The organism is Bacillus sp. CCNWLW194 (assembly GCF_037120585.1).
In the GTDB taxonomy this organism is placed as follows: domain Bacteria; phylum Bacillota; class Bacilli; order Bacillales; family Bacillaceae_G; genus Bacillus_A; species Bacillus_A basilensis.
This window is the reverse complement of sequence record NZ_JBBBBL010000001.1, coordinates 15,419-41,155: the sequence shown is the minus strand read 5'-3', so window position 1 is coordinate 41,155 and position 25,737 is coordinate 15,419. Positions and strand designations below refer to the sequence as shown.

Below are 25,737 nucleotides of genomic sequence, written 5' to 3'. Positions count from 1 at the left end.
CGAAAGAAAGTGCTTTGCAACAAAGTTTCCTCACTTACAGTATGCAAAATAAAAAACTTAAGATCCTCACACATTCCTTCTCATTCATACAAAAAGCCAAAGCCAAGGCACGCTTGACTTTGACTTTTTGTCATCTTACTTATTTATTATTACTTATCTTCTTTTACTTCTTCAAACTCTGCGTCTACTACATTGTCTTTCTTCGCGCCAGCATCTTGTGCTCCTTGTGCACCTTCTGCTTGCCCTGCAGCTGCTTGAGCTTGCTCGTATAATTTAACAGTTAATTGTTGTACGATTTCTTGTAAAGCGTCTTTTTTCGCACGGATTTCCTCAAGCTCGTTCTTCTCAATCGCAGCTTGTAATGCTTCTTTCGCTTCTGTTGCTTTTGCAACTTCAGCCGCATCCACTTTACCTTCTAAATCTTTTACAACTTTATCTGTTTGGAATACAAGTTGGTCAGCTTCGTTACGAAGTTCAACTTCTTCCTTACGTTTTTGGTCAGCGTCAGCGTTTGCTTCTGCTTCTTGTACCATACGATCTACTTCTTCATCAGAAAGACCTGAAGAAGATTGGATTGTAATAGCTTGCTCTTTGCTTGTTCCTAAATCTTTCGCACGTACGTTAACAATACCGTTCGCATCAATATCGAATGTTACTTCGATTTGTGGAATACCACGTGGTGCTGGTGGAAGGTCTGTTAATTGGAAACGACCTAATGTTTTGTTGTCAGCTGACATTGGACGCTCACCTTGTAATACGTGAATATCTACTGCTGGTTGGTTATCAGCAGCTGTTGAGAATACTTGTGACTTACTTGTTGGAATTGTAGTGTTACGCTCGATTAATTTCGTGAACACGCCACCCATAGTTTCAATACCTAAAGAAAGTGGAGTTACATCTAATAATAGTACGCCTTCTACATCACCAGTAAGTACGCCACCTTGAACTGCAGCACCTAATGCTACAACTTCATCAGGATTTACACCTTTATATGGTTCTTTACCAGTCTCACGTTTAATAGCTTCTTGTACAGCTGGGATACGAGTAGACCCACCAACAAGGATAACTTTATCTAATTCACTTGGAGCAAAACCAGCGTCTTTTAATGCACGACGAGTTGGCTCTAACGTTCTTTCAACAAGACTTGCTGAAATCTCTTCAAATTTCGCTCTTGTTAATGTTAATTCTAAGTGTAATGGACCAGCAGCTCCAGCACTAATGAATGGTAATGAAATTTGTGTTTGTGTTACACCAGAAAGATCTTTTTTCGCTTTTTCAGCTGCATCTTTCAGACGTTGAAGTGCCATTTTATCTTGGCTTAAATCAATGTTATTTTCTTTTTTGAATTCAGCTACTAAGTGGTCAATAATAACTTGGTCAAAGTCATCTCCACCAAGACGGTTGTCACCAGCAGTTGAAATAACTTCGAATGTTCCGTCTGCTAACTCAAGGATAGATACGTCAAATGTACCGCCACCTAAGTCATATACTAAGATTTTTTGCTCTTCATCTTGTTTTTCTAAACCGTAAGCAAGCGCTGCTGCTGTTGGTTCGTTAATGATACGCTCAACTTCTAAACCAGCGATACGACCAGCATCTTTTGTTGCTTGACGTTCTGCATCGTTGAAGTATGCAGGTACTGTAATAACAGCTTTCGTTACTGTTTCACCTAAGTATGCTTCAGCAGAAGCTTTTAGGTTTTGTAAAATGATTGCAGAAATTTCTTGTGGTGTATAATCTTTACCTTCAACTTCTACTTTGTAGTCTGTACCCATATGACGTTTAACAGACATGATTGTATTTGGGTTTGTAATTGCTTGACGCTTTGCAACTTCCCCAACTTGACGCTCTTCATTTTTGAAAGCTACAACAGAAGGTGTTGTACGGTTTCCTTCTGGATTTGGGATAACCTTTGGTTCTCCACCTTCCATAACAGCTACACAAGAGTTTGTTGTACCTAAGTCAATACCGATAATTTTACTCATGGCGAATCCTCCTACTTTTATGTAAATTATTGATTTACTTTTACCATTGATGGGCGAATCACACGGTCTTTTAGTTTATAACCTTTTTGGAATTCTTCAACTACCGCGTTTGATTCAAATTCACTGTCTTCCACTTGCATAATAGCTTGGTGTTCATTAGGATCAAACTGTTTACCAACAGCTTCAATCACTTCCACACCTTCTTTAGCCAACGCTTCTAGCAATTGACGATGCACCATTTCCATACCTTGTAATAAGGATTTCGTTTGCTCATCACTTGCTTCCACTTGCATCGCTCTTTCAAAATTATCAAGGGCTGGCAAGATGTCTGAAACTAGACTTTGCGCTCTATATTTTTCAGCAGCCTGTTTATCCATTTGGACACGACGCTTATGATTTTCAAAATCAGCTTGTAGACGTAATGTGCGACCTTCCGTTTCCGTTAGTTTCGCTTGTAACTCATCTACTTTTTCTTGTAAAAGAGCAGCCTCACTTTTTTCTTCTACAGTTTCTTCACTGTTTTCTGGCGTGACAGCTTCTTCAACTTGCGCTTCTTTTACTTCTTCTACCACTTGTTCGTTACGCTCTTCCACAATATTCACCTCCTTAAAAGGTATTAGGTATCATGCATAGCATGATTACCTAAGTATTATATATTACACACAGCAATGAAAATTCCATTACTTGAGCGAATGTATTACTCTCATTTACTTTTTAAGTCCATCAGTAAATTGTCTCGTAAATAACTGCAACAAACTAATTACACGAGAGTATTGCATTCTCGTCGGACCTAAAATAGCAATCGTTCCAAGCTGCTCTTCTCCAATCGAATACGTTGCAGAAATTAAACTACAATCTTCCATGGCTGTCGCAGAGTTTTCCCTACCAATTTTCACTTGAATACCGACTTGTTTATGACGCAAAATATCATAAAACTCAGCTTCATTATCAATCATCGTCAGCAAGGATCTTACTTTGTGAATGTCATGGAACTCTGGTTGCGAAAGCATATTTGCTTTTCCTCCAAAGTATATCTTTTCCGATAACGGAACTTGAAATGTACCATCTAACATTTTTATTGCACTATCGTAATTATGAACATACCCACGTAAAACTGTAACAATCTCCTTAAAGATTTTATTATGCAGTTCTTCCATCGGTACACCCGATAGCTTTTCATTTAAAATATTAACCATTTTTTCTAAATCTGATAAATCAACAGATTCCGGAACGGTAATCGTTTTACTTTGTACATGCCCTGTATCAGTTACAATAATAGCGACTGCAGTTTGACGATCAAGCGGCACAATTTGTACATTTTTAAGTTTATTTGTGCTTAACTTCGGTCCAAGAACAATGGCCGTATAATTCGTAAGTTCTGATAGAATTTGAGCCGATTGCTGTGCAATTTTTTCCGCTTCAAAAATTCTTTCAGCAAATAAATCTTTAATTTGTACAATTTCAGCTTTCGGTAAGTTTTGCGGCGCTAAAAGATGGTCTACATAAAATCGGTATCCCTTCTCAGAAGGAACACGGCCAGAAGAACTGTGCGTTTTTTCAATAAAACCTAATTCTTCTAAGTCCGCCATTTCATTTCGAATAGTAGCTGAACTAAATGTAATTTCATCTTTTTTAGCCAACGTTCTAGAACCAACCGGCTGCGCTGATCCAATAAAGTCATCAATAATTGTTTGTAAAATTAAGAGCTGACGTTCCGTAAGCATCTCATCATCACCTCTGTTAGCACTCTTTGTCTTCGAGTGCTAAATCTATTAATAACTTACCAAAATTGACATTCAATTGTCAACGGAAACGTCACGAAATAATGAAACTTTTTCACGTTTATAGAACATTTATTTAATCAATCAAAAATGACTGGAACACTTCATTCCCTAATAATTTTCCTTTTCGTGTTAAACGCACGTATCCGTCTCCCTCTTCAAGCAACCCTTGTTCTTGATTACTTTGCAACTGCTTCGCGAAAACTTGATCCATCTCCATATCAAATTTCTTTTGGAACGCCATTTTAGATACACCTTTTGTTTTTCGAAGCCCTAAGAACAGTTCTTCTTCCATTCTTTCTTTCTCCGTCACTGCGTGGACGTCTAAATATGGAAAATCTGTTTCATCAATCTTATTGAAATATTGCTTCAGTGGCCCTACATTTTGGATACGCTCTCCATTTACATAACTATGAGCCCCAGCTCCAAATCCATAATACTCTTCATTATTCCAGTATGTGAGATTATGTCTACTTTCATTATCACCTTTTGAGAAATTGCTAATTTCATACTGCTTATAACCATGTTTCTCCATTTCATCCATTACCATTTCGTACATTTTCGCTTCGTGATCTTCACCTGGAAGACGTAATTTCCCCTTATTCATTAAGTTATAAAACACTGTTTTCGGTTCCACAATTAATGAATATGCCGAGAAATGTTGTATACCAAGCGTAAAAGCAATATCTAATGTTTCCTTTACGTCTTCTATCGTTTGTCCTGGCAAAGCATAAATAATATCTATATTAATATTTTTGAAGCCCACTTCCTGTGCTTCTCTAATCGCTACAAAGGCATCTTCCCTTGTATGTTTGCGTCCAATTTTCTCAAGCAGTTCATCTCGGAATGTTTGCACACCAAAACTAATTCTGTTCACTCCACCTTCTAGCAATACGTTTAACTTCTCTTTCGGCAAGTCACCTGGATTCGCTTCAAATGTTAATTCACAATTCGGAGCAAACGGACGCAAACGACGGTTAATAATATCGAGTAGCTTTTTTGTCTGTTCCATATTTAACGCTGTCGGAGTTCCCCCACCAACAAAAATCGTTTTCATACTATCAAACGGTACTTTTTGAACCGTGTTTATTATTTCTTTCTCTAGATAATCTAAATATTGATCAACCGGTTGGCGTTCAATGAACACTTTATTAAAATCACAATAGTGACAAATATGCTGACAAAACGGAATATGAATATATGCAGCTTGTACCAAATATAACTCCTACCTTTCTAAAAAGAAAACCTCCGCACTCGGGAGGGTTCTTTACTTCTCTAACGTATTACGAATTTGTTCCATTCGCATTTTTCCCCAATCATACATCATTTCAACGATTGGTAAAAGCGACATGCCTAATTCCGTCATATAATACTCCACTCGTGGAGGAATTTCTGGGTATACTGTTCGATCAACAATCCCATCTTCCATTAACTCTTTTAATTGGTTCGACAAAACTTTATGAGAAATGTTTGGGAATAATCGTTGTAATTCACTAAAACGATGAGGCCCTTCTACACCAAGATGCCACAGTATCACAACTTTCCACTTCCCGCTAATAATAGAAAGGGTTAATTCCTTTTCACAATTAAAATTACCATTTTGTATCTTCTCATGAATATCTTTTCGAATATTTTCGGACATTAACAAACTCCTAACTCTGTATGAACTAAAAAGCATCTCTCACTATTGTAATTGAGAGATACTCAGATGTCTAAAAAGTAATGATACAAAAAGAGAAGCCGTATAAACGGCTTCTTTTTTATATAACAAGTAAATATTAGTTGTCATCCATTTTCAGTACAGCCATGAACGCTTCTTGCGGTACCTCTACAGAACCAACAGACTTCATACGTTTTTTACCTTCTTTTTGCTTATCAAGAAGTTTACGCTTACGAGAAATGTCACCACCGTAACATTTTGCAAGTACGTTTTTACGCATCGCCTTAATTGTAGAACGCGCTACAACTTTGTTCCCGATAGTCGCCTGAATCGGCACTTCGAACTGTTGTCTTGGAATTAATTCTTTTAATTTTTCTACGATTACTTTACCGCGGTCATACGCTGAATCACGGTGTACGATAAATGATAAAGCATCCACTTGTTCATTATTTAAAAGAATATCCATTTTCACAAGTTTAGATGGTTTATAACCAATTAACTCGTAATCAAATGATGCATACCCTTTCGTATTTGATTTCAACTGATCGAAGAAATCATATACGATTTCTGATAACGGGATTTCATACGTTAATGTAACACGTGTTTCATCTAAATATTGCATATCAATAAACGTTCCACGTTTACCTTGGCAAATTTCCATTACAGCTCCAACATAGTCATTCGGAACCATAATTGAAGCCTTCACAAACGGCTCTTCTACACGATCGATAGACTGTGGATCTGGCATATTAGATGGATTATCAACAATAACATCTTCACCGTTTGTTAAATAAACTTTATAAATAACACTTGGCGCTGTTGTAATTAAATCAATCTTAAATTCACGTTCAATACGTTCTTGAATGATTTCCATGTGAAGAAGTCCTAAGAAACCACAGCGGAAACCAAATCCTAGCGCTTGAGATGTTTCTGGTTCAAACTCAAGTGCAGAATCATTTAACTCTAATTTTTCTAACGCATCACGTAAGTCGTTGTAACGCGCAGAATCAATCGGATATAAACCACAGAATACCATTGGGTTTAATTTACGATAACCTGCTAACGGCTCTGCAGCTGGACGTTTCGCGTGTGTAATCGTATCACCAACACGTGTGTCACCAACATTTTTAATCGATGCTGCTAAGAAACCTACATCACCTACTGTTAACTCGTCACGTTGCGTAGTCTTCGGTGTAAATACACCTACTTCTGTTACTTCAAATTCTTTACCAGTTGCCATCATACGTACTTTATCGCCAACTTTTACCGTTCCATTTACAACACGGATATAAGCAATTACACCGCGATACGGATCATATAAAGAGTCGAAAATCATACATTGTAACGGATCTTCTGAATCACCTGTTGGTGCTGGTACTTTCTCAACAATTTGTTCTAAAATTTCTTCAATACCAATCCCAGCTTTTGCTGAAGCAAGTACAGCTTCTGATGCATCTAAACCAATTACATCTTCTACCTCTTGACGTACACGCTCCGGGTCTGCACTTGGTAAGTCAATTTTGTTAATAACCGGTAAAATCTCTAAATTATTATCAAGCGCTAAGTATACGTTCGCTAATGTTTGCGCTTCAATACCTTGTGCTGCATCCACTACAAGAATTGCGCCTTCACAAGCCGCTAAACTACGTGATACTTCGTACGTAAAGTCGACGTGTCCTGGTGTATCAATTAAGTGAAGAATATATTCTTCACCGTCTTTTGCTGTATAGTTTAATTGTACTGCGTTTAATTTAATTGTAATACCACGCTCACGCTCTAAATCCATAGAGTCAAGCAATTGAGCTTTCATTTCACGTTGTGTTAACGCGTTTGTTTTCTCTAAAATACGGTCTGCTAACGTTGACTTTCCGTGGTCAATATGAGCAATGATAGAGAAATTACGAATTTTGGACTGTCTTTTTGCTCTTTCTTCTTTGTTCATCTATGTTCTCAACTCCTAATAGTCTCGCCAATATACACTAGCACTGATTATATCAATAGAGCAACAAAGATTCAATGAAAACTCGTGCTGCTTACGATACAAATCATTCTATCTATATCTTATGCGAACAAACCATAAGAGACAAACCTTTTTCAAATTAAAAAACGGCTGTCTTACAAATCTGTAAAACAACCGTCCTCCGTTTGACTCTTAACTAAAAATTTCTTTTACTTTCCCAACAACTATATCTACCCCAAACTTTGTTACTTCATAAGAAACACTTGCTATCGCCATACCAATTCCTTCTACAACATTAAAACTTCTCAAGCTTTCTAATTGTTTTTGTTTCTCAATTGTCGAAAACGAACTTCCCGAAATTTCTAATTCAGCAACCGCACCCTCTGTTCCTGTCATATGTGCTATTTGTTCATATGACATTTGCTGATAACCTTTCATACTTTTTAAACCATGATTAGCAAGTGACACCCCTGCTATCACCATAAGTAAACATATAGCTGTACTACATATACATAAAAGTGAAAAGTGACTTAAACTATTATCATCTCTTCCCATCAATGTGTGTATGCCCCTGTATTATCTTGGTCAATTTGATGATGCAGCGCTGCATTTAACCCACTCGCTATTACATTTGCCATATCCTCTATGAAAGCATCCACTTCTTTCGGAGTCACCATTAAATTATGGCCAAGAGGAGATAACACTTCATAAATTAATTTTCTCTTCTCTTCATCTTCCAGTGTACCTACAGCACCTAAAAACATATTTCGGCTTTTTTCATCCGGCATATCTTCTTCTGTTAATTTTTTCTTTTCTCCAAATGAAAATCCCGCAGGTAATAAAGATCTTGATGGCTTATGTCCCTCTTTCATCTCTCTTCCAAAGTGCTTCAAAATAAAATCAATTGTATCGCTTGTAATCGAAACGGCATCAACTACAGTCGGAACACCAATAGCAATAACAGGAATTCCTAATGTTTCTTTACTTAGCTCCTTACGTTTATTCCCAACACCAGATCCAGGATGAATTCCTGTATCAGAAATTTGTATCGTACTATTTACTCGTTCAATAGAACGGGCAGCTAACGCATCAATTGCAATGACAAAGTCCGGATTGGTCTTCTCAATAATCCCATAAATAACATCGCTTGTTTCAATTCCTGTAATCCCCATTACCCCAGGACGAATTGCACTAACAGGTCTAAACCCTTCTTCTACACTTTCAGGCTGCAGTTGAAACAAATGTCTCGTTACCAATACATTTTCTACCACTATCGGTCCAAGTGCATCTGGCGTTACATTCCAATTCCCAAGGCCGACGACCAAGCAGCTCGCTTCTTTCGTAACACCAACCTCTTCTAGGAAATAAGAAAATTCTTTCGCAAAAACGCGCTCTACTTTTTGTTGCAGTTCCGTATCTTGTTGACGTATACCTTGTACTTCAAGCGTTAAATAATTTCCAGGTTTTTTACCCATCGATTCAGACGCAACTTCATCAATCGTTACTTTTGTAATGGTAACACCTTCTTCTTCCCTCTCTTTTACAATGACTCCTTGTATTCCATTTTGTTCTTCTTGGCGCTCTTGTAACATTTGATGCGCCTCTACAGCAAGGTCAGTTCTAACGCTATATTTACTTAAATCTAATGGTTCTTTCATCGTATCTCCTCCGTAATTCATAGTAAATATCGTTAGATTTCCCAAAGTTATATAAGGTCATTCTTTCCTTTACGTGAAATTTCATTGATATACTATTGCAATTCTCTTCACCGTTTGATAGAATATCACTTGTTCTATGTAAGAATCGAGTCATTCGATTGCACCAGGGAGGTGAAAAGTATGGCAAACATCAAATCTGCTATCAAACGCGCTAAACTTAGCGAAGAGCGTCGTGCACATAACGCTTCTATCAAGTCTGACATGCGTTCTGCTGTTAAAACTGTAGAAGCTTTAGTTACTAATAACGATCTTGAAACTGCTAAAGAAGCTTTCAAAACTGCTTCTAAAAAACTTGACAAAGCAGCTCGTAAAGGTCTTATCCACCAAAACGCTGCAGCTCGTCAAAAATCTCGCTTAGCGAAACAAGTAAACGCGTAAGGCGTTTAAAAAACGATCCATTTGGGTCGTTTTTTTATATACAAAAAAGTTCACGTTACTTGGTAACGTGAACTTTTTTTGTAACATCACATATGATTTAACCGCATCAAGAAAAACTCAAGTACAAGCTTCTTATCCATCTTTCCTGTCTTCATACTATAATCAGCTTCCGCTAATTCTATAATCACTTTCTTTAGTTCCTCAAAAGAGAAAAACTTCGTTTGATTCATCGCTAACTTTACACGATATGGATGCACACCAATATGAGAAGCAATTTGATTTTGTCCATAACCACGTTGCTGTAACTCTTTCACTTGATGCAGCAAGCGGAATTGACTTACTAATAACGCAAGCAATTTAATCGGTTCCTCTTGCTGCGTAAATAATCCATCCAAAATTTGCATCGCACCCGCGATATCTTTTTTCACCACTTTTTCTGTTAAAGCAAACACATTTTGTTCAACTGATTTTGGCACAAGCTCGGCAACAAGTTTCGATGTAATCTCTCCGCCCATACCGACATATAACGTTAACTTGTCCATTTCCTTCGCCAACATCGTTACATTACTTCCTACAAGCTCTAACAATAAACTAACAGCTGCATTATCAATGTGTACATGCACTTCATCTGCACGAGCAACAATCCACTTCTGAACATCCTGCACCTGCATCGTATTTGCTTCTACTATATCCGCTGTTTTCTTTAATAATTTTGTAATTTTTTTTCGTTCATCCAGCTTTTCGTAAGGCGCAACAAAAACAAGAATAGAAAATGGAGAAGGCTCTCCAATATATTCTTCTAAAATCTTTATGTTTTGCTCTAACTTTTCTTTTTGTGCAGTTAAAAATAGTGGTGATTTTATTAATAGCACTTTACGTTCTCCAAAAAAAGGAAGTGTACGTGCATCCTCAACCACATCTTCTAAATACGCTTCTTCTAAATCATATGTCACAACATTAAACTCACGATCTTCCTCTTCAAGCGCTTCTGTTGTAATAAGCTTTATCGTTTCATTTATAAAAAACGCTTCCGTTCCATACAGTAAATACAACGGAGCAAACTGCTTCTTTTTAATCTTTTTATGTATATCACTACTCATACTTTTTCCTACTCCCTAACTTGGCAATATATATTTATACTAATGCCCTAGCTTTTGTTTTACAAGTACAAAGGAACAGGCTGTATAACCCGTCCCTTTATTTATATTAAACGCCACGCAATAAGCCCCGGGTTTCTTATTGGTGTGCGGTAATCACCTTCCCTTTATTATTCACAATAAAAATTCGAGTATAAGTGCCAACTGTTAACATGCTTGGAAACAAAAAACTCACGTTACTTCCTGATTTAAAAGTAGTAAAAACACTCGATTTCTCTTCATATGGAAATTGTAGATTTTTTTCTGACAATATTTTATACTAAAGTGGAATGTTGGGGAGGGATTCTAAATGAATGATTTTGAACAAAACGTTCAAAGTAAACGCAATGACGCTATTGATTCAGGGGTAGGATTTATCGTCTCATTTGGTTTTTTCGCAACACTTTTCATCATTGCAACTGTTATTAAATTTATTGGTTCTTAAAGACTGCTGCTTACTGGCAGTCTTCTTTTTATCTATTATGTGTTTCATCATATGTGATTTTGCTATGAAAGGTTCCGTGTTCCCCTTTAAAAATATAGGAAATAGCACCTTGCTTATCCGTGCGCCATATTTCAATCCCCATCTTCTCAAAACGCTCTATAACTTCCTTATGAGGGTGCCCATACTTATTACGCTCACCGGCAGAAATAATCGCTATATTAGGCTGTACGGCGCTCAGAAAAGGCACTATAGACGACGTGTTACTCCCATGATGAGCAACCTTTAAAACATCCGCCCGTAAATCTGGGTACGTAGCTACTAAAACCTTCTCTCCTTCTTCTTCTAAATCACCTGTAAACAGCCACGTTACCCCTCCTAATTTTGCCCATATTACAATTGAAGCGTTATTTTCACTTCTTTCTTTTCCCGTTGGAGCTAGTACAAAAAATTCCGCTTCATTTACACTCCAACTCTCCCCTTCTCCCACTTCCCTTATTTTCACTTCCTTTTCTAACGCCTGTTTCTTTATTACTGTTTCTAATACTGCATCTTGTTGCTTTCGGCCAAATACAACTTCTTTTACGGTTATATTTGATAATAACTCTTCCGCAGCACCTATATGGTCCGCATCTCCATGCGTTACGATTAATTTATCGATCGTTTTAATGCCTTCCTTTTGTAAATAAGGAATTAAAATATCATTTCCGACTGAAAATTCATGCTTTTTCCGCTGCCATTCTTCCTTGTTTACACGAATTGTTCCACCGGTATCAATGAGGTAAATCTCTTTATCGTACGGGAGGCGAATTAATATTGCATCTCCCTGTCCAACATCAAGAAATGTAACACTTCCGCTTTCCCGAAAATACGGATATACATAATGACATGTACAAATAAAAAGAAATATACCCGAAGCTATAAACATAATCCCCTTCGATATTCGCCTTTCCCAAACCATCAATATACTAACTATACTCACACAATATAGAGCTACAAGAAGTATAGGTGTTTGCCCGAAATTAAGGCGGATAAATGGTAAGCTTTCACAATAAATTAAAAAATCATTAGAAAGATTCAAACCTATTGATAGTACATTCGCAATTCCTTTTGCAAGAAATGGAATGATTGGTATACATACCAAAATAACAATACTACACGGTAATACAACGAGGGATAAAAACGGAACGTATAGGATGTTCAGAAAAATACTATATGGAGAAAAATAACCGAAGTGATATAACAAAATCGGAGTACTAACGAGCTGTGAAATAAGAGAAATATAAATAGAATTTCGGATCACTCCATTACTACTCTCTAGTAAAAGCGGGGCAGACAAAAGTAAAGCAAAACTACCAACAAAAGAAAATTGAAACCCAATATTATAAATAAGATATGGATCATATATAAGCATACATATAGCCGTTACACTTAAAGCATCGAAGCTAGACAAACGAAGAGAACATATGAAAGCACTCAACATCAAAACTCCTGTTATAGAAGCTCTTATAACAGACGGTGATGCTCCTGCAAAAATCATATATATAGGAATAAAGAAGATAAGACATAATGTTGCTATCTCCCTCGTCACACCACTTCTTAGCAAAATAAAATACACAATTACCATTAACAATACGATATGCGACCCTGAAATTGCCAACAAATGTACAAGACCAAATTGTTGATATCGCTCTTCAACTTCAAATGTCATTTGTAGTCTATCACCAAATACTAACGCATTCATAAAAGCACCTGATTGCTCTGGAAACATTTCTGTAACTCCCGAGATTGCTTGCTGCCTCAAAAGAAGAATCCGTTGCACGAGTGACAATGATGTTTTATGGCATTCAGAAATATATGTAGCATCAAATGTGAAATGAATATTTTGCCTATACAAATAATCACGGTAATTAAAACCATGAAAATTACGGGCTACTTGCGGTTCTTTCCTCTCACCTTCGAATATACATGATACTCCTGCATGTAATTGTCGCAGTTGTTTCTTTTCCAAGGCTGATTTAATTTTGTAACTTAACTGCACTATATTTTTATTCTGATCTTCAACTTGAAATGATAAGCGATCTCCGTTAATAAGAGGTGTGTTTTGTATTACTCCTCTTGTAAGTCCGTAGGGATCTCCTAGAGGCTTATTTTGTCCTTGAACATACGTAGTGTACATAGCGCCACTAAAACACGCTATCATACAAAAAAAGAAGGTTTTACGCGAAGTACGATATAAACAAAAGAAAACATAAAAAACGAAACAACACATCAGTAGTGCAACCGAAGAGGAAAAGGCGATTGCAATCCCTATTATAAATGAGATTGCAACATAGCCCCATTGTCCATGCAACTCATACTCACTCCTTATAGCATCATTTTTGCTTTCGTGAATACATGTTGTAATTCTTCCATTGATAAGTTCTCTTTTTCTAAAGATGCAAATAGTTCTTTTAACTCCATATGACGCTTTTGATCCTCTAACGCTGCAATATCATATTCTAGCGGAACATGCTTCACTGTCACATTCGCTTTTTCAAATAACTCTACGGCATACGGATGATTTTTATAATCCTGTGCATAATAAACTGCTGTAATACCACTTTGAATAATTGCCTTACAGCATTGTAAACAAGGGAAATGCGTAACGTAAATTTCCGCGTCCTCCGTTTTCGCACCAAACTTTGCGCATTGTAATAAAGCATTCATTTCCGCATGAATTGTACGAACACAATGATTATCAATAACGTAGCATCCATCATCTATACAATGTACACCACCTTTAATTGAACCATTATATCCACCAGCAATAATTCGTTTATCACGAACAATTGTCGCTCCTACCGCAAGCCTTGTACATGTACTACGTAGAGATAGTAAATGGCTTTGTGTCATAAAATATTGATCCCATGAAATTCGTTCCATATTTTTCACCTACTTTTTTGTCTACTTGTAGTGTAGCGAATGAAGAAAAACTTCGTCAATCTTTTACGGAATAATAATTTGATCTTTTATTTTTTCCAGAGACTTCACACCAATCCCATCAATCTCTAATAAATCTTCTATTTTCTGAAACGGACCATGTTCCTCACGATATTTCAAAATACTTTCTGCTTTCCTAGAACCGATACCTGTAATTTTTTCAAGTTGTTCTTTAGAAGCTACATTTATTTGAACTTTCCCCTCCCCCTTTGAAACAGCAGCCCCTTCTTGCACTTGTTCGTTTTTATCCGGCACATAAAGGATCATTTGGTCTTGTACCATTTGCGCTAAATTTACCTTTTTCCTATCTGCCTCGGGCAAAAAACCACCTGCCTTTTCAATAGCATCCTTGACCCGGTCCCCTTCTTTCATTTCATACACTCCCTCTTTAACAACAGCCCCTTTCATATCAATTATAATTATTTTTTTCTGCTGCTTTGTATCCGATATTTTCGGTTTACTTTTTTTCTCTATCTCTTTCGCTTGCACATCCGTTGTAATGACCGATCGCTCTGTATGCTGGTTCGTTTTCCAGAAAAGAAGAAAAAGTACAATTCCAATAATAGCTACTAATCCTAACCATTTCTTTGGAAAATCCCACATCATTTTACACCTCTAATCATAAATTTATAACATCATTCATATTGTTTAGGAGAAAGCTGTTACGAAGGAGGGATGAAACATTGAACATAGGAATTATAGGGACAGGGAACATGGGGAATATACTAATCGATGCATTTTTAGAAACCCGTGCTGTCAAACCTTCGTGCCTTACAATTATTAATCGAACGCCAGCCAAAGCATATCATATAAAGGAAAAATACCCTTCTGTTCATATAGCCAAAACTATTGATGAAGTAATCGAACGATCACATCTTATTTTTATTTGCGTAAAGCCGATAGATATATACCCGATCCTACAAAAATACGCTGAACATTTTTCTGATGAAAAGTGCTTAGTTTCTATCACAAGTCCAATATCTCCATCACAATTAGAGACACTTGTACCTTGCCACGTCGCACGTATTATTCCGAGTATTACAAACCGCGCTCTGTCTGGCGCATCACTATTTACATTTGGAAATCACTGCTCTGAAGAGTGGCAACAAAAACTATTTCGCCTATTCAAAAAAATTTCTACTCCCCTTGTAATAGAAGAAGATATAACGCGCGTTTCATCTGATATAGCAAGCTGTGGTCCTGCATTCTTTAGTTATTTATTACAATGTTTCATTAACGCTGCTGTAGATAAAACAAATATTACACATGAAGAAGCCACTACTTTAGTAAGTGAAATGGTCGTTGGAATGGGGAAACTACTTGAAAAAGGGATTTTCACATTGCCTACTTTACAAGAAAAAGTATGTGTTAAAGGCGGCGTTACAGGAGAAGGTATTCGTGTTTTAGAAGAACATGTTGGGGATATGTTTCATAAATTAATCGAGCGGACACACGAGAAATTTGATGAGGATTTAAAATGCGTTGATCAGCAATTCAATAAGCACACATAATAAATACGTCATCGTCATTCCAAATCCTTTTTATCAATACTTACTTTTTTACATTATATTTTCACTTAAACTAGCATTTTCACACTTCACGTATACCATCTTCTTATTATTCTAGAACTAAAATTACAGCTTCTTTACAAAACAAAAGCAACCTTCTCGGTTGCTTTTGTTTTATCCCGCTATTTGCCGGCCAGTAAGATCCCCACCTCAAAACTCAGCGAAAGCAAAGAAGTTCAGTGAGGGATCAACTGCCCGTAAAAGCCCGATTGGTTCAACTAATAATCAGCGGAGGGTGAAGCCCCCCGCTGATTAAAGTTTCACTTTATCCGTTTTTCTTCGCCATGAAGAAAATACGCTCTGTTTGTTCTGTAACTTCAAGTCGCTCAAAATCACCAGTTACGCGAAGTACTGTAAAACCAGCCTCTTCAAGCCATTTCGTTAACTCTTCAACCGGATATGCACGTTGCACGTGACATTCATCAAAACGATGGTACACATCTTCTTCTGGATCTTGAACAAAGAATGTTAAATCATGTTCTACACTATTTGATTCTTCACCAGGGAAGCAATTCCAAATAAGAGAGATTTCCTCTCCATTCACTGTGTATGTTTCATTTTGAAATACATGATGTATTTTATATAAAGAATGTACATCAAATAAAAACAAACCATCTTGACGTAAATGGTGAAACACTCTTCTAAACGTTTCTTGCACTCCATCTTCTTGCAATACATAATTTAATGAATCACAAAAGATCGTTACACAGTCAAACTCACCTGGAACATCAAGTTCTCGCATGTCTTGTTGGTAAAAAGGAATAAAATATCCTTCTCCGCCTAGTTTTTGCTGAGCGACTGTTAACATTTCTTCTGAAAGATCGACACCGATTAAATCGTAACCCTTTTGTACAAGTGGAAGTGTTACATTACCAGTACCGCATGCTACATCAAGAATCTTTGCCTCTTTCATATCCGCTTGCTGTAAACTTTCCTCTGTGAATTCTACCCATTTCTCATAAGGGACATCATTCATTAATTCGTCGTACAACAATGCAAATTGTTCGTATTTCATTGGTCTAGCTCGTCTGTAATATCTTCACGTGGCACATCGCCCCATAGACGCTCTAAATTATAGTGATTACGCTCATCTTTATGGAATACATGAGCAACTACATCTCCAAGGTCAACTAATACCCAACGTGCTTCGTCAAAACCTTCCATACGTTGTACGTCGATTTGGAACTCGTGTGCTTTCGCTTTAATTTCACGCGCAATTGCTTGCACTTGCTTATCTGAGTTACCGTGACAAATAATGAAATAATCTGCAATTGGTGAAATACCTTGCATATTTAGGACAACCATATCTTCTGCTCTCTTATCATCAGCTGCTTTTGCCGCTAATACTAATAAATCTTTATCTTTCATTTACTCATTTCCTCCTTGATAACTGCGTTGTATGTTTGGAATGTTAATGGATAAATCGTTTGATTTTTTTCCATTAAAAATTGAATTGTTCTCTTTAATGCAAATAATAAAGCTTGATTTATATCCGCATATGCGAGTTTACGAGCTTCCTCCACTCCTGGAAACTTCCGACCAGGCTCAATGTAATCTGCTACATAAATTACTTTATCTAACATCGTCATTTTCTCATGACCACTTGTATGATATGTAATAGCTTGCAGGATTTCAGGATCCGTAATGCCTACTTCTTTTTCTACTAAGTATGCCCCAACAGGTGCATGCCATAACTCTTTGTTATAACAAAGTAAATCTTTCGGCAAATCTTCACTTTTAATGATCTCTTCCATTTCTGAAATCGCTCTACACTTCGCATAATCATGGAATATAGCTGCAACTTCAGCTTTTTTTTCATCCACACCGTATAACTTAGCAAGTTCAATTGCTGTCTCCATTACACCAATTGTGTGTATATAACGTTTTTCATGCATTTGTTGTTTGACAATATGAAGTGCTTTCTCACTATTCATACAACCCATTCCTCTCGATATATACCTGTACTTTTTCAGGAAGTAAATATTTGCATGTTTTCTTCTCTTTATATCTCTCACGTAATAAAGATGAAGAAACTGCAAACTCCGGAATTTCCACAGTGGTGATAGGATAAGGTGTATGCAATGTATAACCAGGTCTTGCGACTCCAACAAACGTTACAAGATCAAGTAACACCTCAATGTTATACCACTTCGGTAAATACTCAACCATATCTCCACCAATAATAAAGTGAAACTGCACATCCGGGTGCTTCTTCGTCAATTGTAGCATAGTGTCATACGTATAAGATGGGCCTTTCCTGCTTAGCTCTTCTAAACAAATAGAAAAATGTTCCTCTGCCTCAGTCGCAAGCTCTAACATTTGTAAGCGACTTTCTACACTTGTAATATTCCGCCCTTGTTTATGCGGCGGAATTTGGTTCGGTAAGAACCATACTTCTTCTAAATTCAAAGCGTGATATACTTCATTTGCAATGAGCAAGTGCCCATAATGTGGCGGATCAAATGTACCGCCAATGATGCCAATTTTTCTCAAAAGAAACGCCCCTTCCTTTTACGTACAGCAACTCTCTTCATTTCTATTCGAAGAGAGTTTACTGTTAATAAAAGTTCAATTGGTTTCGCTCTCTACATCATTACGCACTAGCGATAAAAATAGCATATGCTTGTCTTTTTATCGAGGAAGCTTAATTTGCTTATTTTCTCTAGATTCTTTGTATAAAACGATTGTACTTCCAATTACTTGAACGATTTCAGCACGTGCGCCTTTTGCAAGTTCTTCTGCAACTTCACGACGATCGAATTCACAGTTTTGTAGCACACTTACTTTAAATAACTCACGAGCTTCTAAAGTATCTGCGATTTGTTTAATCATATTTTCATTTACTCCACCTTTTCCTACTTGAAAAATTGGTGTTAAATGATGTGCTTGTGCACGTAAAAATCTTTTTTGTTTTCCTGTTAACATATATGTTAGCCTCCAAGCTTTCTTATAACTAATTGTTTCATTCTATCGATATTCGGTACACGCCCTGTCCACATTTCAAATGCAAGCGCCCCTTGATAAACAAACATATCAATACCATTTTGAATCACTGCACCTTGCTCTTTTGCCTCACATAAAATTTTCGTTTCAAATGGATTATAGATTATATCTGATACAATCGTTCCTTTTTTTAACGAAGAAATTTGTAATGGCGTATGTTCAACGCGTGGATGCATACCTATTGTTGTCGTCTGAATGATAATATCATAATTTCCTTGTTCTTCTGTGGCTTTTTCTAACGATAAAGCCACAGAATGAACAGTAGTCGTACATGCAGCAATAAGTTCTTTCACCTTATCTACTGTACGATTAGCTACATCAATCTCTTTTACACCTACATCAGCAAGAGAAAAATAAATAGCTCGACTAGCACCACCTGCGCCAATCAATAAAATACGTTTCTCTTGAAGTGGTTCACTACTAATTGACTGCAGTGCTCGGACAAAACCAATTCCATCTGTATTGTAGCCAATCAATTTTCCATCCTTATGAACCACTGTATTTACTGCACCAATTTGTTTTGCTAGCGGGTCAGTCTCATCCAAATAATCCATAATAGCAACTTTGTGCGGAGTTGTTACATTAAATCCTGAAATACCTAATGCTTTTAAACCTCTTACTGCTTCCCCTAGCACTTCCTCTTTAACAAGAAATGCCTGATAATGGGCATCCATATTCAAGTGTTCAAATGCATCGTTATGCATAACGGGTGATAGTGAATGTCCAATTGGATTTCCGATTACACCATATAATTGTTTCATAAATCCCTCTCCATATTAAATTAAAGATTTACGTAATGAAACACTTACTCCTTTTGGTACGTGTGCAACAATTTTTGCTCCTGGTTCGTTCACAGTAACCCATCCTAATCCAGAGAATACAACATCCGTTTTTGGTTCACGAATATTAAACTCGTATTTCACTAGCTCTGGCATATTTGCTAATTCTTCTGGTGTTGGTGGGCTTAGTAAATCCCCAGCATGATTTTTATACAATTCATCTGCTTTCTCAAGCTTTGTACGATGGATTGTTAAACGATTCGAGAAGTGACAAGTAAATGCACGACGACCACCACTTACATAATCAAAACGTGCCAGTCCACTAAAGAACAATGTTTGTTCTTCATTTAATTGGAACACCATCGGCTTAATTTCTTTTGTTGGTGTAATAAGCTTTAAGCTTTCTTTTCCAACATAATGAGCCATTTGATGGTGGTTAATAATACCTGGCGTATCATATAAAGACGATTCTTCATCTAATGGAATATCAATTAAATCAAGCGTTGTTCCTGGGAAATGGGATGTTGTAATTACATTTTCAGTCTCATCACTAAATTCTTTAATCATACGATTAATAAATGTTGATTTTCCTACATTCGTACATCCAACAACGTAAACATCTTTTCCGCCGCGGTAATACTCAATAGCATCTGCCAGCTCAGCAATCCCTTGTCCCTTCGCTGCACTAATTAAAAAGACATCTTCTGGCTTTAATCCTAGCTGCTTTGCACTATAACGCATCCAATGCTTTACTTTATCATGTTTTACTGACTTAGGAATTAAATCCGCTTTATTCCCAACAAGTAATACCTTATTATTTCCGACGAAACGATGTAAGCCAGGTAACCAGCTACCATTAAAATCAAAAATATCTACAATCTTAACTACTAACGCATCCGAATTTCCAATTCCATTTAAAATACGTAGGAAATCATCATCTGTTAATGATACATCTTGAATTTCGTTATAATGCTTTAAACGAAAACAGCGTTGACAAATTACTTGTTCTTTCTCTAAAGATGAGGCCGGAGCATATCCTACTTCATTTTTATCTTCTGTTTGAATTTCTACACCGCAACCAATACATTTAATTGTTTCAGTCAAACTCTATTCCTCCCAGTTAATTAAACCTTTTTTCTTCATGTTTTTCATAATTCTTCGTTCAATTTTTCGATTAAAGCGCGTTACTAATCCGTCCGTTTGTGCTACCGGTACAACTAAAATCGTATGAAGTCCCACTCGGTTTCCACCTAGAACATCTGTTAGTAACTGATCCCCAATTACTACAACTTCATCTGGTTGCAGGTGCATCTCTTGCATCGCACGCTTAAATGCACGAACAAATGGTTTACGCGCACTATGAATAAATGGGATACCTAATGGATCAGCAAAGTCTTTTACTCGTTGCTCATTATTATTTGAAACGACCGTTACTTGAATGCCTAGCTCTTTCATTTTCAAAAACCACTCTTCAAGTTGCGGCGTTGCATTTGGACGATCCCATTCAATTAAAGTGTTATCTAAATCAGTAATAACGCCTTTAATTCCACGTTTTTTCAAATCTTCTGGTTGAACATGATATACATTCTTCACATATTCATTTGGTAAAAATAGCTTCAATTTCTTTCACCTCTTTGAGGAGTTTTCATAAAAATTTTTCGACAACATATTTCGATATTTAACCTGTGGATAAAATTGTACACATTTTCCACATTAATTTTTCAGTCAATTTGGAATTTACTAACAATCTATACACATTTTATCCACCTAGGTATGTGGATAACCACTCGTTTGTGACTGTCATATTTTTTTGGTACATTAAATGCAACAACGAATCAATCCTTATATTATTAGGAGGTGACTCACCTTGAAAACAAAGCATATGGAACAGTTATCTACCGAGTTACTCACTGAGTCTTATTATAAAGCAAAAGAACTAAAATTAAATCCCGACTTCATTTTACTTATAAAACAAGAAATTATTAGACGCTCATTAGAGGACAAGCTGGTCAAATCGTCTTAATTACATATAAAGTGAATTTTTAATTAGCTAACTTGTAAAAAGAGCCATCCTGCGATGGCTCTCGAATAAACAAGTACTCCCATCTCGGGAACTTCATCATTAAGCATCTTTGTCCATAACTCTTGCTTACAGTTATTAAATCTTTTCTTTACTTATGAGCCAATCGAGTAGCAATTTTTTCACCGAGACGAAGCTCTTGTCCACTCTTCAAATTCTGCACTACTTCTATCATATCTTTTTCAAACAATAACACAACTGTTGAACCAAATGTAAAGTATGCCATTTCTTCACCTTTTTGAACAGTACTTCTTTCATGTAGCAGCTCAATACTATTAACAAACATAGCTCCTACTTTTACAAGCGCCATATGTTCGCCGTCACTATTCACTTCTGTAACAGAACGATAATTTTTTGACAATGGTTCTTTCCCGTATTCCATACCAGCTGCATTTACCGGATATGATTTTCTACCGAGTACAAATCTTTCAGTCACAGAACCCGAAAGTGGACTATGAATACGATGATAATGACTTGGACTTAAATAAATAACCATGTATGTACCACCTGCATATCGCTTTGCACGTTCTTCATTACCTAGCATATCCACAATCGAATAACGCTTGCCTTTAATATCAAATGTTTTTGTGTCCTCAATAGGACCGTGATCAGCAAAAACACCATCAACAGGACTAACGATACTCGATGCATCTGTATCAATACTACGCTTTCCTTCTTTTAGCTTACGCGTAAATAATTCATGCAATGTTCTATATTCCTTCAAACCCTTTTCCATCTCATCTTGATTAATTTGAAAAACTTTCGCATACGATGAAATAATGATAGAGCTCAAACGAGATTGTGCAAATTTACGTAATATATAAGAAGTAAAACGACCATTTGTAAGTTCGATCATAAGTCGATATAATGTACGTCGCAAATTGCGAAACCTCCTAATTAGCCTATAACTTTAGCTTTCCCTTCTTTTCCTTCTATATCATATGTGAAATTGGTTCTTATTCCCACATATCATATAAAACTGGTTCATTATACATGCGGAAAACTAAGTATGGTATTATTCTTAAATTGTTTAGCACCTTCTAATATTACAGATAGAATCCGTCATTTTCAACAGTGAACATGGATTTCTTCTGAACGCAACTCTTTTTCTTTCCTTATTTACAAAAAGAAAAGCAGCCCTTTTTAAAATAAGGCTGCTTGCAATGTACATTATTCTTTCGCTTTTTTCTCTTTCTCTGCTCTTACAAATTCATGGAACATTTTCATTAAAGCGCGCTTTTCAATTCTTGATACGTAGCTTCTGGAAATACCGAGTGCCTTTGCAATCTCCCGCTGCGTTTTCTCTTTATCAAGCCCCAGTCCAAAACGCTTCACAATTACTTCTTTCTCTCGCTCATCTAAAATATCGATATACTCTTTAATCTTTTCTAACTCCATACTAAGCTGGATCATATCAATTACATCTTCAGACTCTGATTTTAATATATCAATAAGCGATATTTCATTCCCCTCTTTATCTTGCCCGATCGGATCATGAAGTGAAACGTCCTTTTTCGTTTTCTTTAGTACACGTAAATGCATCAAAATTTCATTTTCAATACAGCGCGCTGCATACGTCGCAAGTTTTGTTCCTTTTCCTGCCGAATAGCTCTCGATCGCTTTAATGAGCCCAATTGTACCAATTGAAATTAAATCTTCTGCATCTTCCCCTGTGTTTTCAAATTTTTTAACGATATGAGCTACAAGCCGTAAATTATGTTCAATTAACAGATTCCTCGCTTGAGCATCACCTTGCTCCATTAACTCTAAGTACTTTCTCTCATCGTCTGATGATAACGGCTGCGGAAACGCATTATTCTTCACATAAGAAACAAAAACAAACACTTCTCGAACCATATATCCAATTGCGGCGAATAGACTCAAACCTTTCACCTCCGCCAAAATAGTGGTCTTTACTAAGTGTATGTGGGCGTGAGGTTGTTTGTGTCTGTACGATATCATTCCAATATGTTTTTAAGCATAATAATTGTCTCATAAAGCCTCACTGCGTATACTTAAACACTTAAACAAAAGAATGGAGAGTGGAATATGAAATATTTCATTTCCCTCTTGTACCCGAGTAGCTTGTAAGAGATGAACTCCTTGTACGCTCTTGCAAGCTACTTGTACTACAAGGAGGGATTACAAATATGAAATTTGAAAGAACACGTGCTTATACAAGACATCAACGTCAACGTACAATGCGTCGAAAAATGAATATTGCACAACACGCATGGGGATATACTCCTGAAATTGCCGGTATTTTTGCAAAAGGAAAAGTTCACTGTTCTTGTGGAATGTGTAAAATAAAGTGGAGAACAGAAGGACCACCTGCTAGTGTACAGAAGTGGTTATACAAAATTGATACATACGAAAAATAATCGTTCTTTCTAAAAAAGCTTATTTACTCCAAATTTTTTCTCCAGTATGCGCATTAATATAACGAATTTCTCGACTACAATCGAAGGATTCTTTATGATTTTCATCCGTTGTTTGTTTATACAGTAGTTCGTAGTTCGTAGTTCGTTTCCTCTACCTCATTTTCTAAAAACCATTCTAAATTAACTCGCATGGCCTCTCTGTATATTTCTAACGCTTTTTCCTTTGTTACTTTTGGTGTTGTTTCGTATGTGAGCAATTCTTTTATAACATTACTAGATTCTCCTGAGTAATGCATCACAGCACCATTCTCTGTATTAATGTTGATCATAATATAGTTTCCCTCTACATGAATGTCATTTACATATATCGAAAAGGAAAACCTCTCTATCCCCTCTTCCTCTTCATAATTATCCCAAAGTTGAACATACTTTGTTGTATTCGGGAAAATTTGCTCCAAAAATTGAAGTGCTTTGTCTAAACATTGCTCTCGTGATAAGATTGTTTTCCTTTCTTGTTCACCCTTCCACATTAAACAGGAAAGTAATTGATTTGTTTTTTTATCTAAAGTAATTACAACGAAGTTATCATGCTTCAACATTTGGGAATACTTTTTATAGAACTCCTCCATCGAATATGAATTTTTCTCTTTTCTGTCTTTTTGTAATTCTTCCTTCAGTACAAACTTCATCTGAATTTCATACTCATCCTCTTTTTCATCTACTTTTATAAATTTCTCTTTGTCCCAATCTATTAAATCAAGCACATCTTTCCTTTGACTGTTTGTTATCCCTTTAACAACCGGAACTGTAGAAGCTATTCTATAATGATCGGGTCCAAATAAATCTTTACCTGTACTTGCATTAACAAATGCATGACTAGGCTCTGGTTCATATACAAGATGGTACCCTTTTACTTCTTCCCCGTTTTCATACTCACATGAAGAGTGTGTTAAATCTACAAATACAAGTCTCATATCTTGTCTAGCTTTCAAATTTTCTAAAATGACGTTCTCCTCAACAATTTCACTTGGCCATAACGGTTTCTTCTCTATAGCTTTTTGTCCATTATAATGAAAATGCATCACATCACCTAAAGGATGCACTAGCACAACACACCCCGTATTCGGCAATGGATAGCCATTCACTTCTTGCATATAATTTACTTCTTTCCAACCGCGCCTGTCACGCTTAACAGTTACATATGTATAAAATTCATATCCTTCTTTTGTATATTTTTTTAAGAATGTATTTGCAATCACTCTTGCTTTATTGTCCTCTATCGCTTCCTCACCGCTCGAAAAAGCTTTTTCATCCTCTATCCTAAATTCAATTAAACTACCCGTATGTCTATTCAACGTAATTTGTACTTTTCTCTCCTCATCTGCTTTATGCCCCCACCATAATAGATGATATGGGTCATCCACACCTTCTTGATCATCTACAACAAGCCTATAATCATTTGGAATGTTAATAATATGAGCCACCTGCTCTTTTCTTTCTTCATCTTTATGATTCATCATACCGCTCCCTTATTACAATTTAAGGTAATTGTAACAAATAAATACAAAAAATATAAACAAAAAATATAAACAAAAAAAGACTAGAGATATCTCTAGCCTTCTACTTCGTTTCACGATGTAACGTTACTCGCTTTAATCGTGGACAATATTTTTTTAGTTCGATGCGCTCTGGATTATTTCTTTTATTCTTTTTAGAAATGTAATTACGATCTCCGCACTCCGTACAAGCTAAGGTAATATTTACACGCATATGTAATTCTCCTTTCTTTCAAAGATCGCAAATAAAACGTAATGATTACGATTTATATGTTATATAACTTTATTCTATTTGTCAATTGCAAAACAAAAAGGTTCTAAATAGAAC

The 25,737-nt window shown here is 36.4% G+C and carries 28 protein-coding genes and 1 pseudogene; 5 read left to right on the top strand and 24 right to left on the bottom strand.

Translation table 11 applies throughout. From position 1 onward, the window contains the following. Positions 1 to 149: 149 nt before the first annotated feature. From dnaK to gpr, 8 genes are all read right to left on the bottom strand, one after another. Positions 150 to 1,985 (bottom strand): chaperone protein DnaK, encoded by a 1,836-nt coding sequence (gene dnaK, locus V7S50_RS00220; RefSeq protein WP_063222921.1) that lies wholly within the window; start codon positions 1,983 to 1,985, stop codon positions 150 to 152. Between the two features lie 26 nt (positions 1,986 to 2,011). Beyond that, on the bottom strand, positions 2,012 to 2,578 hold the full coding sequence (grpE, locus tag V7S50_RS00215; protein ID WP_063222920.1) for a nucleotide exchange factor GrpE: 567 nt from the start codon (positions 2,576 to 2,578) through the stop codon (positions 2,012 to 2,014). A 114-nt stretch (positions 2,579 to 2,692) separates the two neighbouring features. Continuing rightward, positions 2,693 to 3,709 (bottom strand): heat-inducible transcriptional repressor HrcA, encoded by a 1,017-nt coding sequence (gene hrcA, locus V7S50_RS00210; RefSeq protein ID WP_060632311.1) that lies wholly within the window; start codon positions 3,707 to 3,709, stop codon positions 2,693 to 2,695. Between the two features lie 133 nt (positions 3,710 to 3,842). Continuing rightward, a complete protein-coding gene (gene hemW, locus V7S50_RS00205; protein ID WP_242252272.1) occupies positions 3,843 to 4,982 on the bottom strand; it encodes a radical SAM family heme chaperone HemW in 1,140 nt (379 codons plus the stop codon). Positions 4,983 to 5,033: 51 nt separating this feature from the next. Then, positions 5,034 to 5,408, bottom strand: coding sequence for a winged helix-turn-helix transcriptional regulator (locus tag V7S50_RS00200; protein ID WP_060632313.1), 375 nt, complete (start codon positions 5,406 to 5,408; stop codon positions 5,034 to 5,036). 136 nt (positions 5,409 to 5,544) lie between these two features. Next, on the bottom strand, positions 5,545 to 7,368 hold the full coding sequence (lepA, locus tag V7S50_RS00195) for an elongation factor 4 (protein ID WP_060632314.1): 1,824 nt from the start codon (positions 7,366 to 7,368) through the stop codon (positions 5,545 to 5,547). A gap of 210 nt (positions 7,369 to 7,578) precedes the next feature. Beyond that, a complete protein-coding gene (locus V7S50_RS00190) occupies positions 7,579 to 7,944 on the bottom strand; it encodes a YqxA family protein (RefSeq protein ID WP_242252273.1) in 366 nt (121 codons plus the stop codon). Next, positions 7,941 to 9,044: a GPR endopeptidase gene (gpr, locus tag V7S50_RS00185; protein WP_063222917.1), complete on the bottom strand. Its 1,104-nt coding sequence runs from the start codon at positions 9,042 to 9,044 to the stop codon at positions 7,941 to 7,943. Before gpr ends, V7S50_RS00190 begins: the two co-directional genes overlap by 4 nt. Positions 9,045 to 9,224: 180 nt before the next feature. Between gpr and rpsT the strand changes: the two genes are divergently transcribed. Next, positions 9,225 to 9,482 (top strand): 30S ribosomal protein S20, encoded by a 258-nt coding sequence (gene rpsT / locus V7S50_RS00180; RefSeq protein WP_060632317.1) that lies wholly within the window; start codon positions 9,225 to 9,227, stop codon positions 9,480 to 9,482. An 86-nt stretch (positions 9,483 to 9,568) separates the two neighbouring features. Here rpsT and holA read toward each other — a convergent pair whose 3' ends face one another. Beyond that, a complete protein-coding gene (gene holA, locus V7S50_RS00175) occupies positions 9,569 to 10,582 on the bottom strand; it encodes a DNA polymerase III subunit delta (protein ID WP_063222916.1) in 1,014 nt (337 codons plus the stop codon). A 346-nt stretch (positions 10,583 to 10,928) separates the two neighbouring features. Here holA and V7S50_RS00170 point away from each other — a divergent pair, with 346 nt between their 5' ends. Continuing rightward, on the top strand, positions 10,929 to 11,063 hold the full coding sequence (locus V7S50_RS00170; RefSeq protein WP_000997609.1) for a YqzM family protein: 135 nt from the start codon (positions 10,929 to 10,931) through the stop codon (positions 11,061 to 11,063). 28 nt (positions 11,064 to 11,091) lie between these two features. Here V7S50_RS00170 and V7S50_RS00165 read toward each other — a convergent pair whose 3' ends face one another. From V7S50_RS00165 to comEA, 3 genes are all read right to left on the bottom strand, one after another. Continuing rightward, positions 11,092 to 13,413, bottom strand: a complete 2,322-nt coding sequence (locus tag V7S50_RS00165; protein WP_242252274.1) for a DNA internalization-related competence protein ComEC/Rec2 — start codon at positions 13,411 to 13,413, stop codon at positions 11,092 to 11,094. Positions 13,414 to 13,427: 14 nt separating this feature from the next. Continuing rightward, positions 13,428 to 13,985, bottom strand: coding sequence for a ComE operon protein 2 (locus V7S50_RS00160; RefSeq protein WP_063222914.1), 558 nt, complete (start codon positions 13,983 to 13,985; stop codon positions 13,428 to 13,430). 63 nt (positions 13,986 to 14,048) lie between these two features. Continuing rightward, the gene (gene comEA / locus V7S50_RS00155; protein WP_242252275.1) at positions 14,049 to 14,648 is read right to left on the bottom strand and encodes a competence protein ComEA; all 600 of its coding nucleotides are present in this window, start codon (positions 14,646 to 14,648) and stop codon (positions 14,049 to 14,051) included. A 77-nt stretch (positions 14,649 to 14,725) separates the two neighbouring features. Here comEA and comER point away from each other — a divergent pair, with 77 nt between their 5' ends. Further along, positions 14,726 to 15,553, top strand: coding sequence for a late competence protein ComER (gene comER / locus V7S50_RS00150; protein WP_242252276.1), 828 nt, complete (start codon positions 14,726 to 14,728; stop codon positions 15,551 to 15,553). A 322-nt stretch (positions 15,554 to 15,875) separates the two neighbouring features. Here comER and V7S50_RS00145 read toward each other — a convergent pair whose 3' ends face one another. The 8 genes from V7S50_RS00145 to V7S50_RS00110 form a co-directional block, all read right to left on the bottom strand. Next, complete coding sequence (locus tag V7S50_RS00145) at positions 15,876 to 16,625, bottom strand: class I SAM-dependent DNA methyltransferase (RefSeq protein WP_063222911.1); 750 nt, start codon at positions 16,623 to 16,625, stop codon at positions 15,876 to 15,878. Beyond that, positions 16,622 to 16,978: a ribosome silencing factor gene (gene rsfS / locus V7S50_RS00140; protein ID WP_063222910.1), complete on the bottom strand. Its 357-nt coding sequence runs from the start codon at positions 16,976 to 16,978 to the stop codon at positions 16,622 to 16,624. The genes V7S50_RS00145 and rsfS overlap by 4 nt, the downstream gene beginning before the upstream one ends. Further along, positions 16,975 to 17,544, bottom strand: a complete 570-nt coding sequence (gene yqeK, locus V7S50_RS00135) for a bis(5'-nucleosyl)-tetraphosphatase (symmetrical) YqeK (RefSeq protein WP_242252277.1) — start codon at positions 17,542 to 17,544, stop codon at positions 16,975 to 16,977. The genes rsfS and yqeK overlap by 4 nt, the downstream gene beginning before the upstream one ends. Beyond that, the gene (nadD, locus tag V7S50_RS00130) at positions 17,537 to 18,103 is read right to left on the bottom strand and encodes a nicotinate-nucleotide adenylyltransferase (protein ID WP_242252278.1); all 567 of its coding nucleotides are present in this window, start codon (positions 18,101 to 18,103) and stop codon (positions 17,537 to 17,539) included. The genes yqeK and nadD overlap by 8 nt, the downstream gene beginning before the upstream one ends. Positions 18,104 to 18,241: 138 nt before the next feature. Beyond that, on the bottom strand, positions 18,242 to 18,535 hold the full coding sequence (yhbY, locus tag V7S50_RS00125) for a ribosome assembly RNA-binding protein YhbY (RefSeq protein ID WP_000955224.1): 294 nt from the start codon (positions 18,533 to 18,535) through the stop codon (positions 18,242 to 18,244). 5 nt (positions 18,536 to 18,540) lie between these two features. Next, positions 18,541 to 19,374 carry a shikimate dehydrogenase gene (gene aroE / locus V7S50_RS00120; RefSeq protein ID WP_242252280.1) on the bottom strand — a complete coding sequence of 278 codons (834 nt, stop codon included), beginning with the start codon at positions 19,372 to 19,374 and terminating at the stop codon, positions 18,541 to 18,543. Between the two features lie 15 nt (positions 19,375 to 19,389). Beyond that, positions 19,390 to 20,496, bottom strand: a complete 1,107-nt coding sequence (yqeH, locus tag V7S50_RS00115; RefSeq protein WP_060632327.1) for a ribosome biogenesis GTPase YqeH — start codon at positions 20,494 to 20,496, stop codon at positions 19,390 to 19,392. Positions 20,497 to 20,499: 3 nt separating this feature from the next. Continuing rightward, positions 20,500 to 21,012, bottom strand: coding sequence for a YqeG family HAD IIIA-type phosphatase (locus tag V7S50_RS00110; RefSeq protein WP_063222906.1), 513 nt, complete (start codon positions 21,010 to 21,012; stop codon positions 20,500 to 20,502). Positions 21,013 to 21,259: 247 nt separating this feature from the next. Here V7S50_RS00110 and V7S50_RS00105 point away from each other — a divergent pair, with 247 nt between their 5' ends. Beyond that, positions 21,260 to 21,415 carry a sporulation histidine kinase inhibitor Sda gene (locus V7S50_RS00105; RefSeq protein WP_000850094.1) on the top strand — a complete coding sequence of 52 codons (156 nt, stop codon included), beginning with the start codon at positions 21,260 to 21,262 and terminating at the stop codon, positions 21,413 to 21,415. Between the two features lie 148 nt (positions 21,416 to 21,563). Here the strand turns inward: V7S50_RS00105 and V7S50_RS00100 are convergent, their stop codons facing one another. Both V7S50_RS00100 and sigK read right to left on the bottom strand, forming a co-directional pair. Continuing rightward, the gene (locus tag V7S50_RS00100) at positions 21,564 to 22,352 is read right to left on the bottom strand and encodes a phosphatidylserine decarboxylase (RefSeq protein ID WP_063222905.1); all 789 of its coding nucleotides are present in this window, start codon (positions 22,350 to 22,352) and stop codon (positions 21,564 to 21,566) included. A gap of 290 nt (positions 22,353 to 22,642) precedes the next feature. Continuing rightward, positions 22,643 to 23,356, bottom strand: a complete 714-nt coding sequence (sigK, locus tag V7S50_RS00095) for an RNA polymerase sporulation sigma factor SigK (protein WP_000051382.1) — start codon at positions 23,354 to 23,356, stop codon at positions 22,643 to 22,645. Between the two features lie 266 nt (positions 23,357 to 23,622). Here sigK and V7S50_RS00090 point away from each other — a divergent pair, with 266 nt between their 5' ends. Next, the gene (locus tag V7S50_RS00090; RefSeq protein ID WP_242252281.1) at positions 23,623 to 23,853 is read left to right on the top strand and encodes a hypothetical protein; all 231 of its coding nucleotides are present in this window, start codon (positions 23,623 to 23,625) and stop codon (positions 23,851 to 23,853) included. 19 nt (positions 23,854 to 23,872) lie between these two features. On the opposite strand, the pseudogene V7S50_RS00085 reads toward V7S50_RS00090, so the two are convergent. Together V7S50_RS00085 and rpmG are read right to left on the bottom strand one after the other, a co-directional pair. Next, positions 23,873 to 25,373, bottom strand: a pseudogene (locus tag V7S50_RS00085) (YcdB/YcdC domain-containing protein). Between the two features lie 100 nt (positions 25,374 to 25,473). Then, entirely contained in the window at positions 25,474 to 25,623 is a 150-nt protein-coding gene (gene rpmG, locus V7S50_RS00080) for a 50S ribosomal protein L33 (RefSeq protein ID WP_001265617.1), read from the bottom strand. Positions 25,624 to 25,737: the final 114 nt, after the last annotated feature.

Coding starts and splice junctions, on each gene's coding strand:
- V7S50_RS00160 (WP_063222914.1), bottom strand. CDS start 13,985: ATGGAACGAATTTCATGGGATCAATATTTTATGACACAAAGCCATTTA.
- holA (WP_063222916.1), bottom strand. CDS start 10,582: ATGAGTAGTGATATACATAAAAAGATTAAAAAGAAGCAGTTTGCTCCG.
- gpr (WP_063222917.1), bottom strand. CDS start 9,044: ATGAAAGAACCATTAGATTTAAGTAAATATAGCGTTAGAACTGACCTT.
- V7S50_RS00200 (WP_060632313.1), bottom strand. CDS start 5,408: ATGTCCGAAAATATTCGAAAAGATATTCATGAGAAGATACAAAATGGT.
- dnaK (WP_063222921.1), bottom strand. CDS start 1,985: ATGAGTAAAATTATCGGTATTGACTTAGGTACAACAAACTCTTGTGTA.
- V7S50_RS00090 (WP_242252281.1), top strand. CDS start 23,623: ATGAAATTTGAAAGAACACGTGCTTATACAAGACATCAACGTCAACGT.
- V7S50_RS00170 (WP_000997609.1), top strand. CDS start 10,929: ATGAATGATTTTGAACAAAACGTTCAAAGTAAACGCAATGACGCTATT.
- rpsT (WP_060632317.1), top strand. CDS start 9,225: ATGGCAAACATCAAATCTGCTATCAAACGCGCTAAACTTAGCGAAGAG.
- V7S50_RS00145 (WP_063222911.1), bottom strand. CDS start 16,625: ATGAAATACGAACAATTTGCATTGTTGTACGACGAATTAATGAATGAT.
- lepA (WP_060632314.1), bottom strand. CDS start 7,368: ATGAACAAAGAAGAAAGAGCAAAAAGACAGTCCAAAATTCGTAATTTC.
- yqeK (WP_242252277.1), bottom strand. CDS start 17,544: ATGAATAGTGAGAAAGCACTTCATATTGTCAAACAACAAATGCATGAA.
- aroE (WP_242252280.1), bottom strand. CDS start 19,374: ATGAAACAATTATATGGTGTAATCGGAAATCCAATTGGACATTCACTA.
- comEA (WP_242252275.1), bottom strand. CDS start 14,648: ATGATGTGGGATTTTCCAAAGAAATGGTTAGGATTAGTAGCTATTATT.
- rpmG (WP_001265617.1), bottom strand. CDS start 25,623: ATGCGTGTAAATATTACCTTAGCTTGTACGGAGTGCGGAGATCGTAAT.
- rsfS (WP_063222910.1), bottom strand. CDS start 16,978: ATGAAAGATAAAGATTTATTAGTATTAGCGGCAAAAGCAGCTGATGAT.
- yhbY (WP_000955224.1), bottom strand. CDS start 18,535: ATGTTAACAGGAAAACAAAAAAGATTTTTACGTGCACAAGCACATCAT.
- hrcA (WP_060632311.1), bottom strand. CDS start 3,709: ATGCTTACGGAACGTCAGCTCTTAATTTTACAAACAATTATTGATGAC.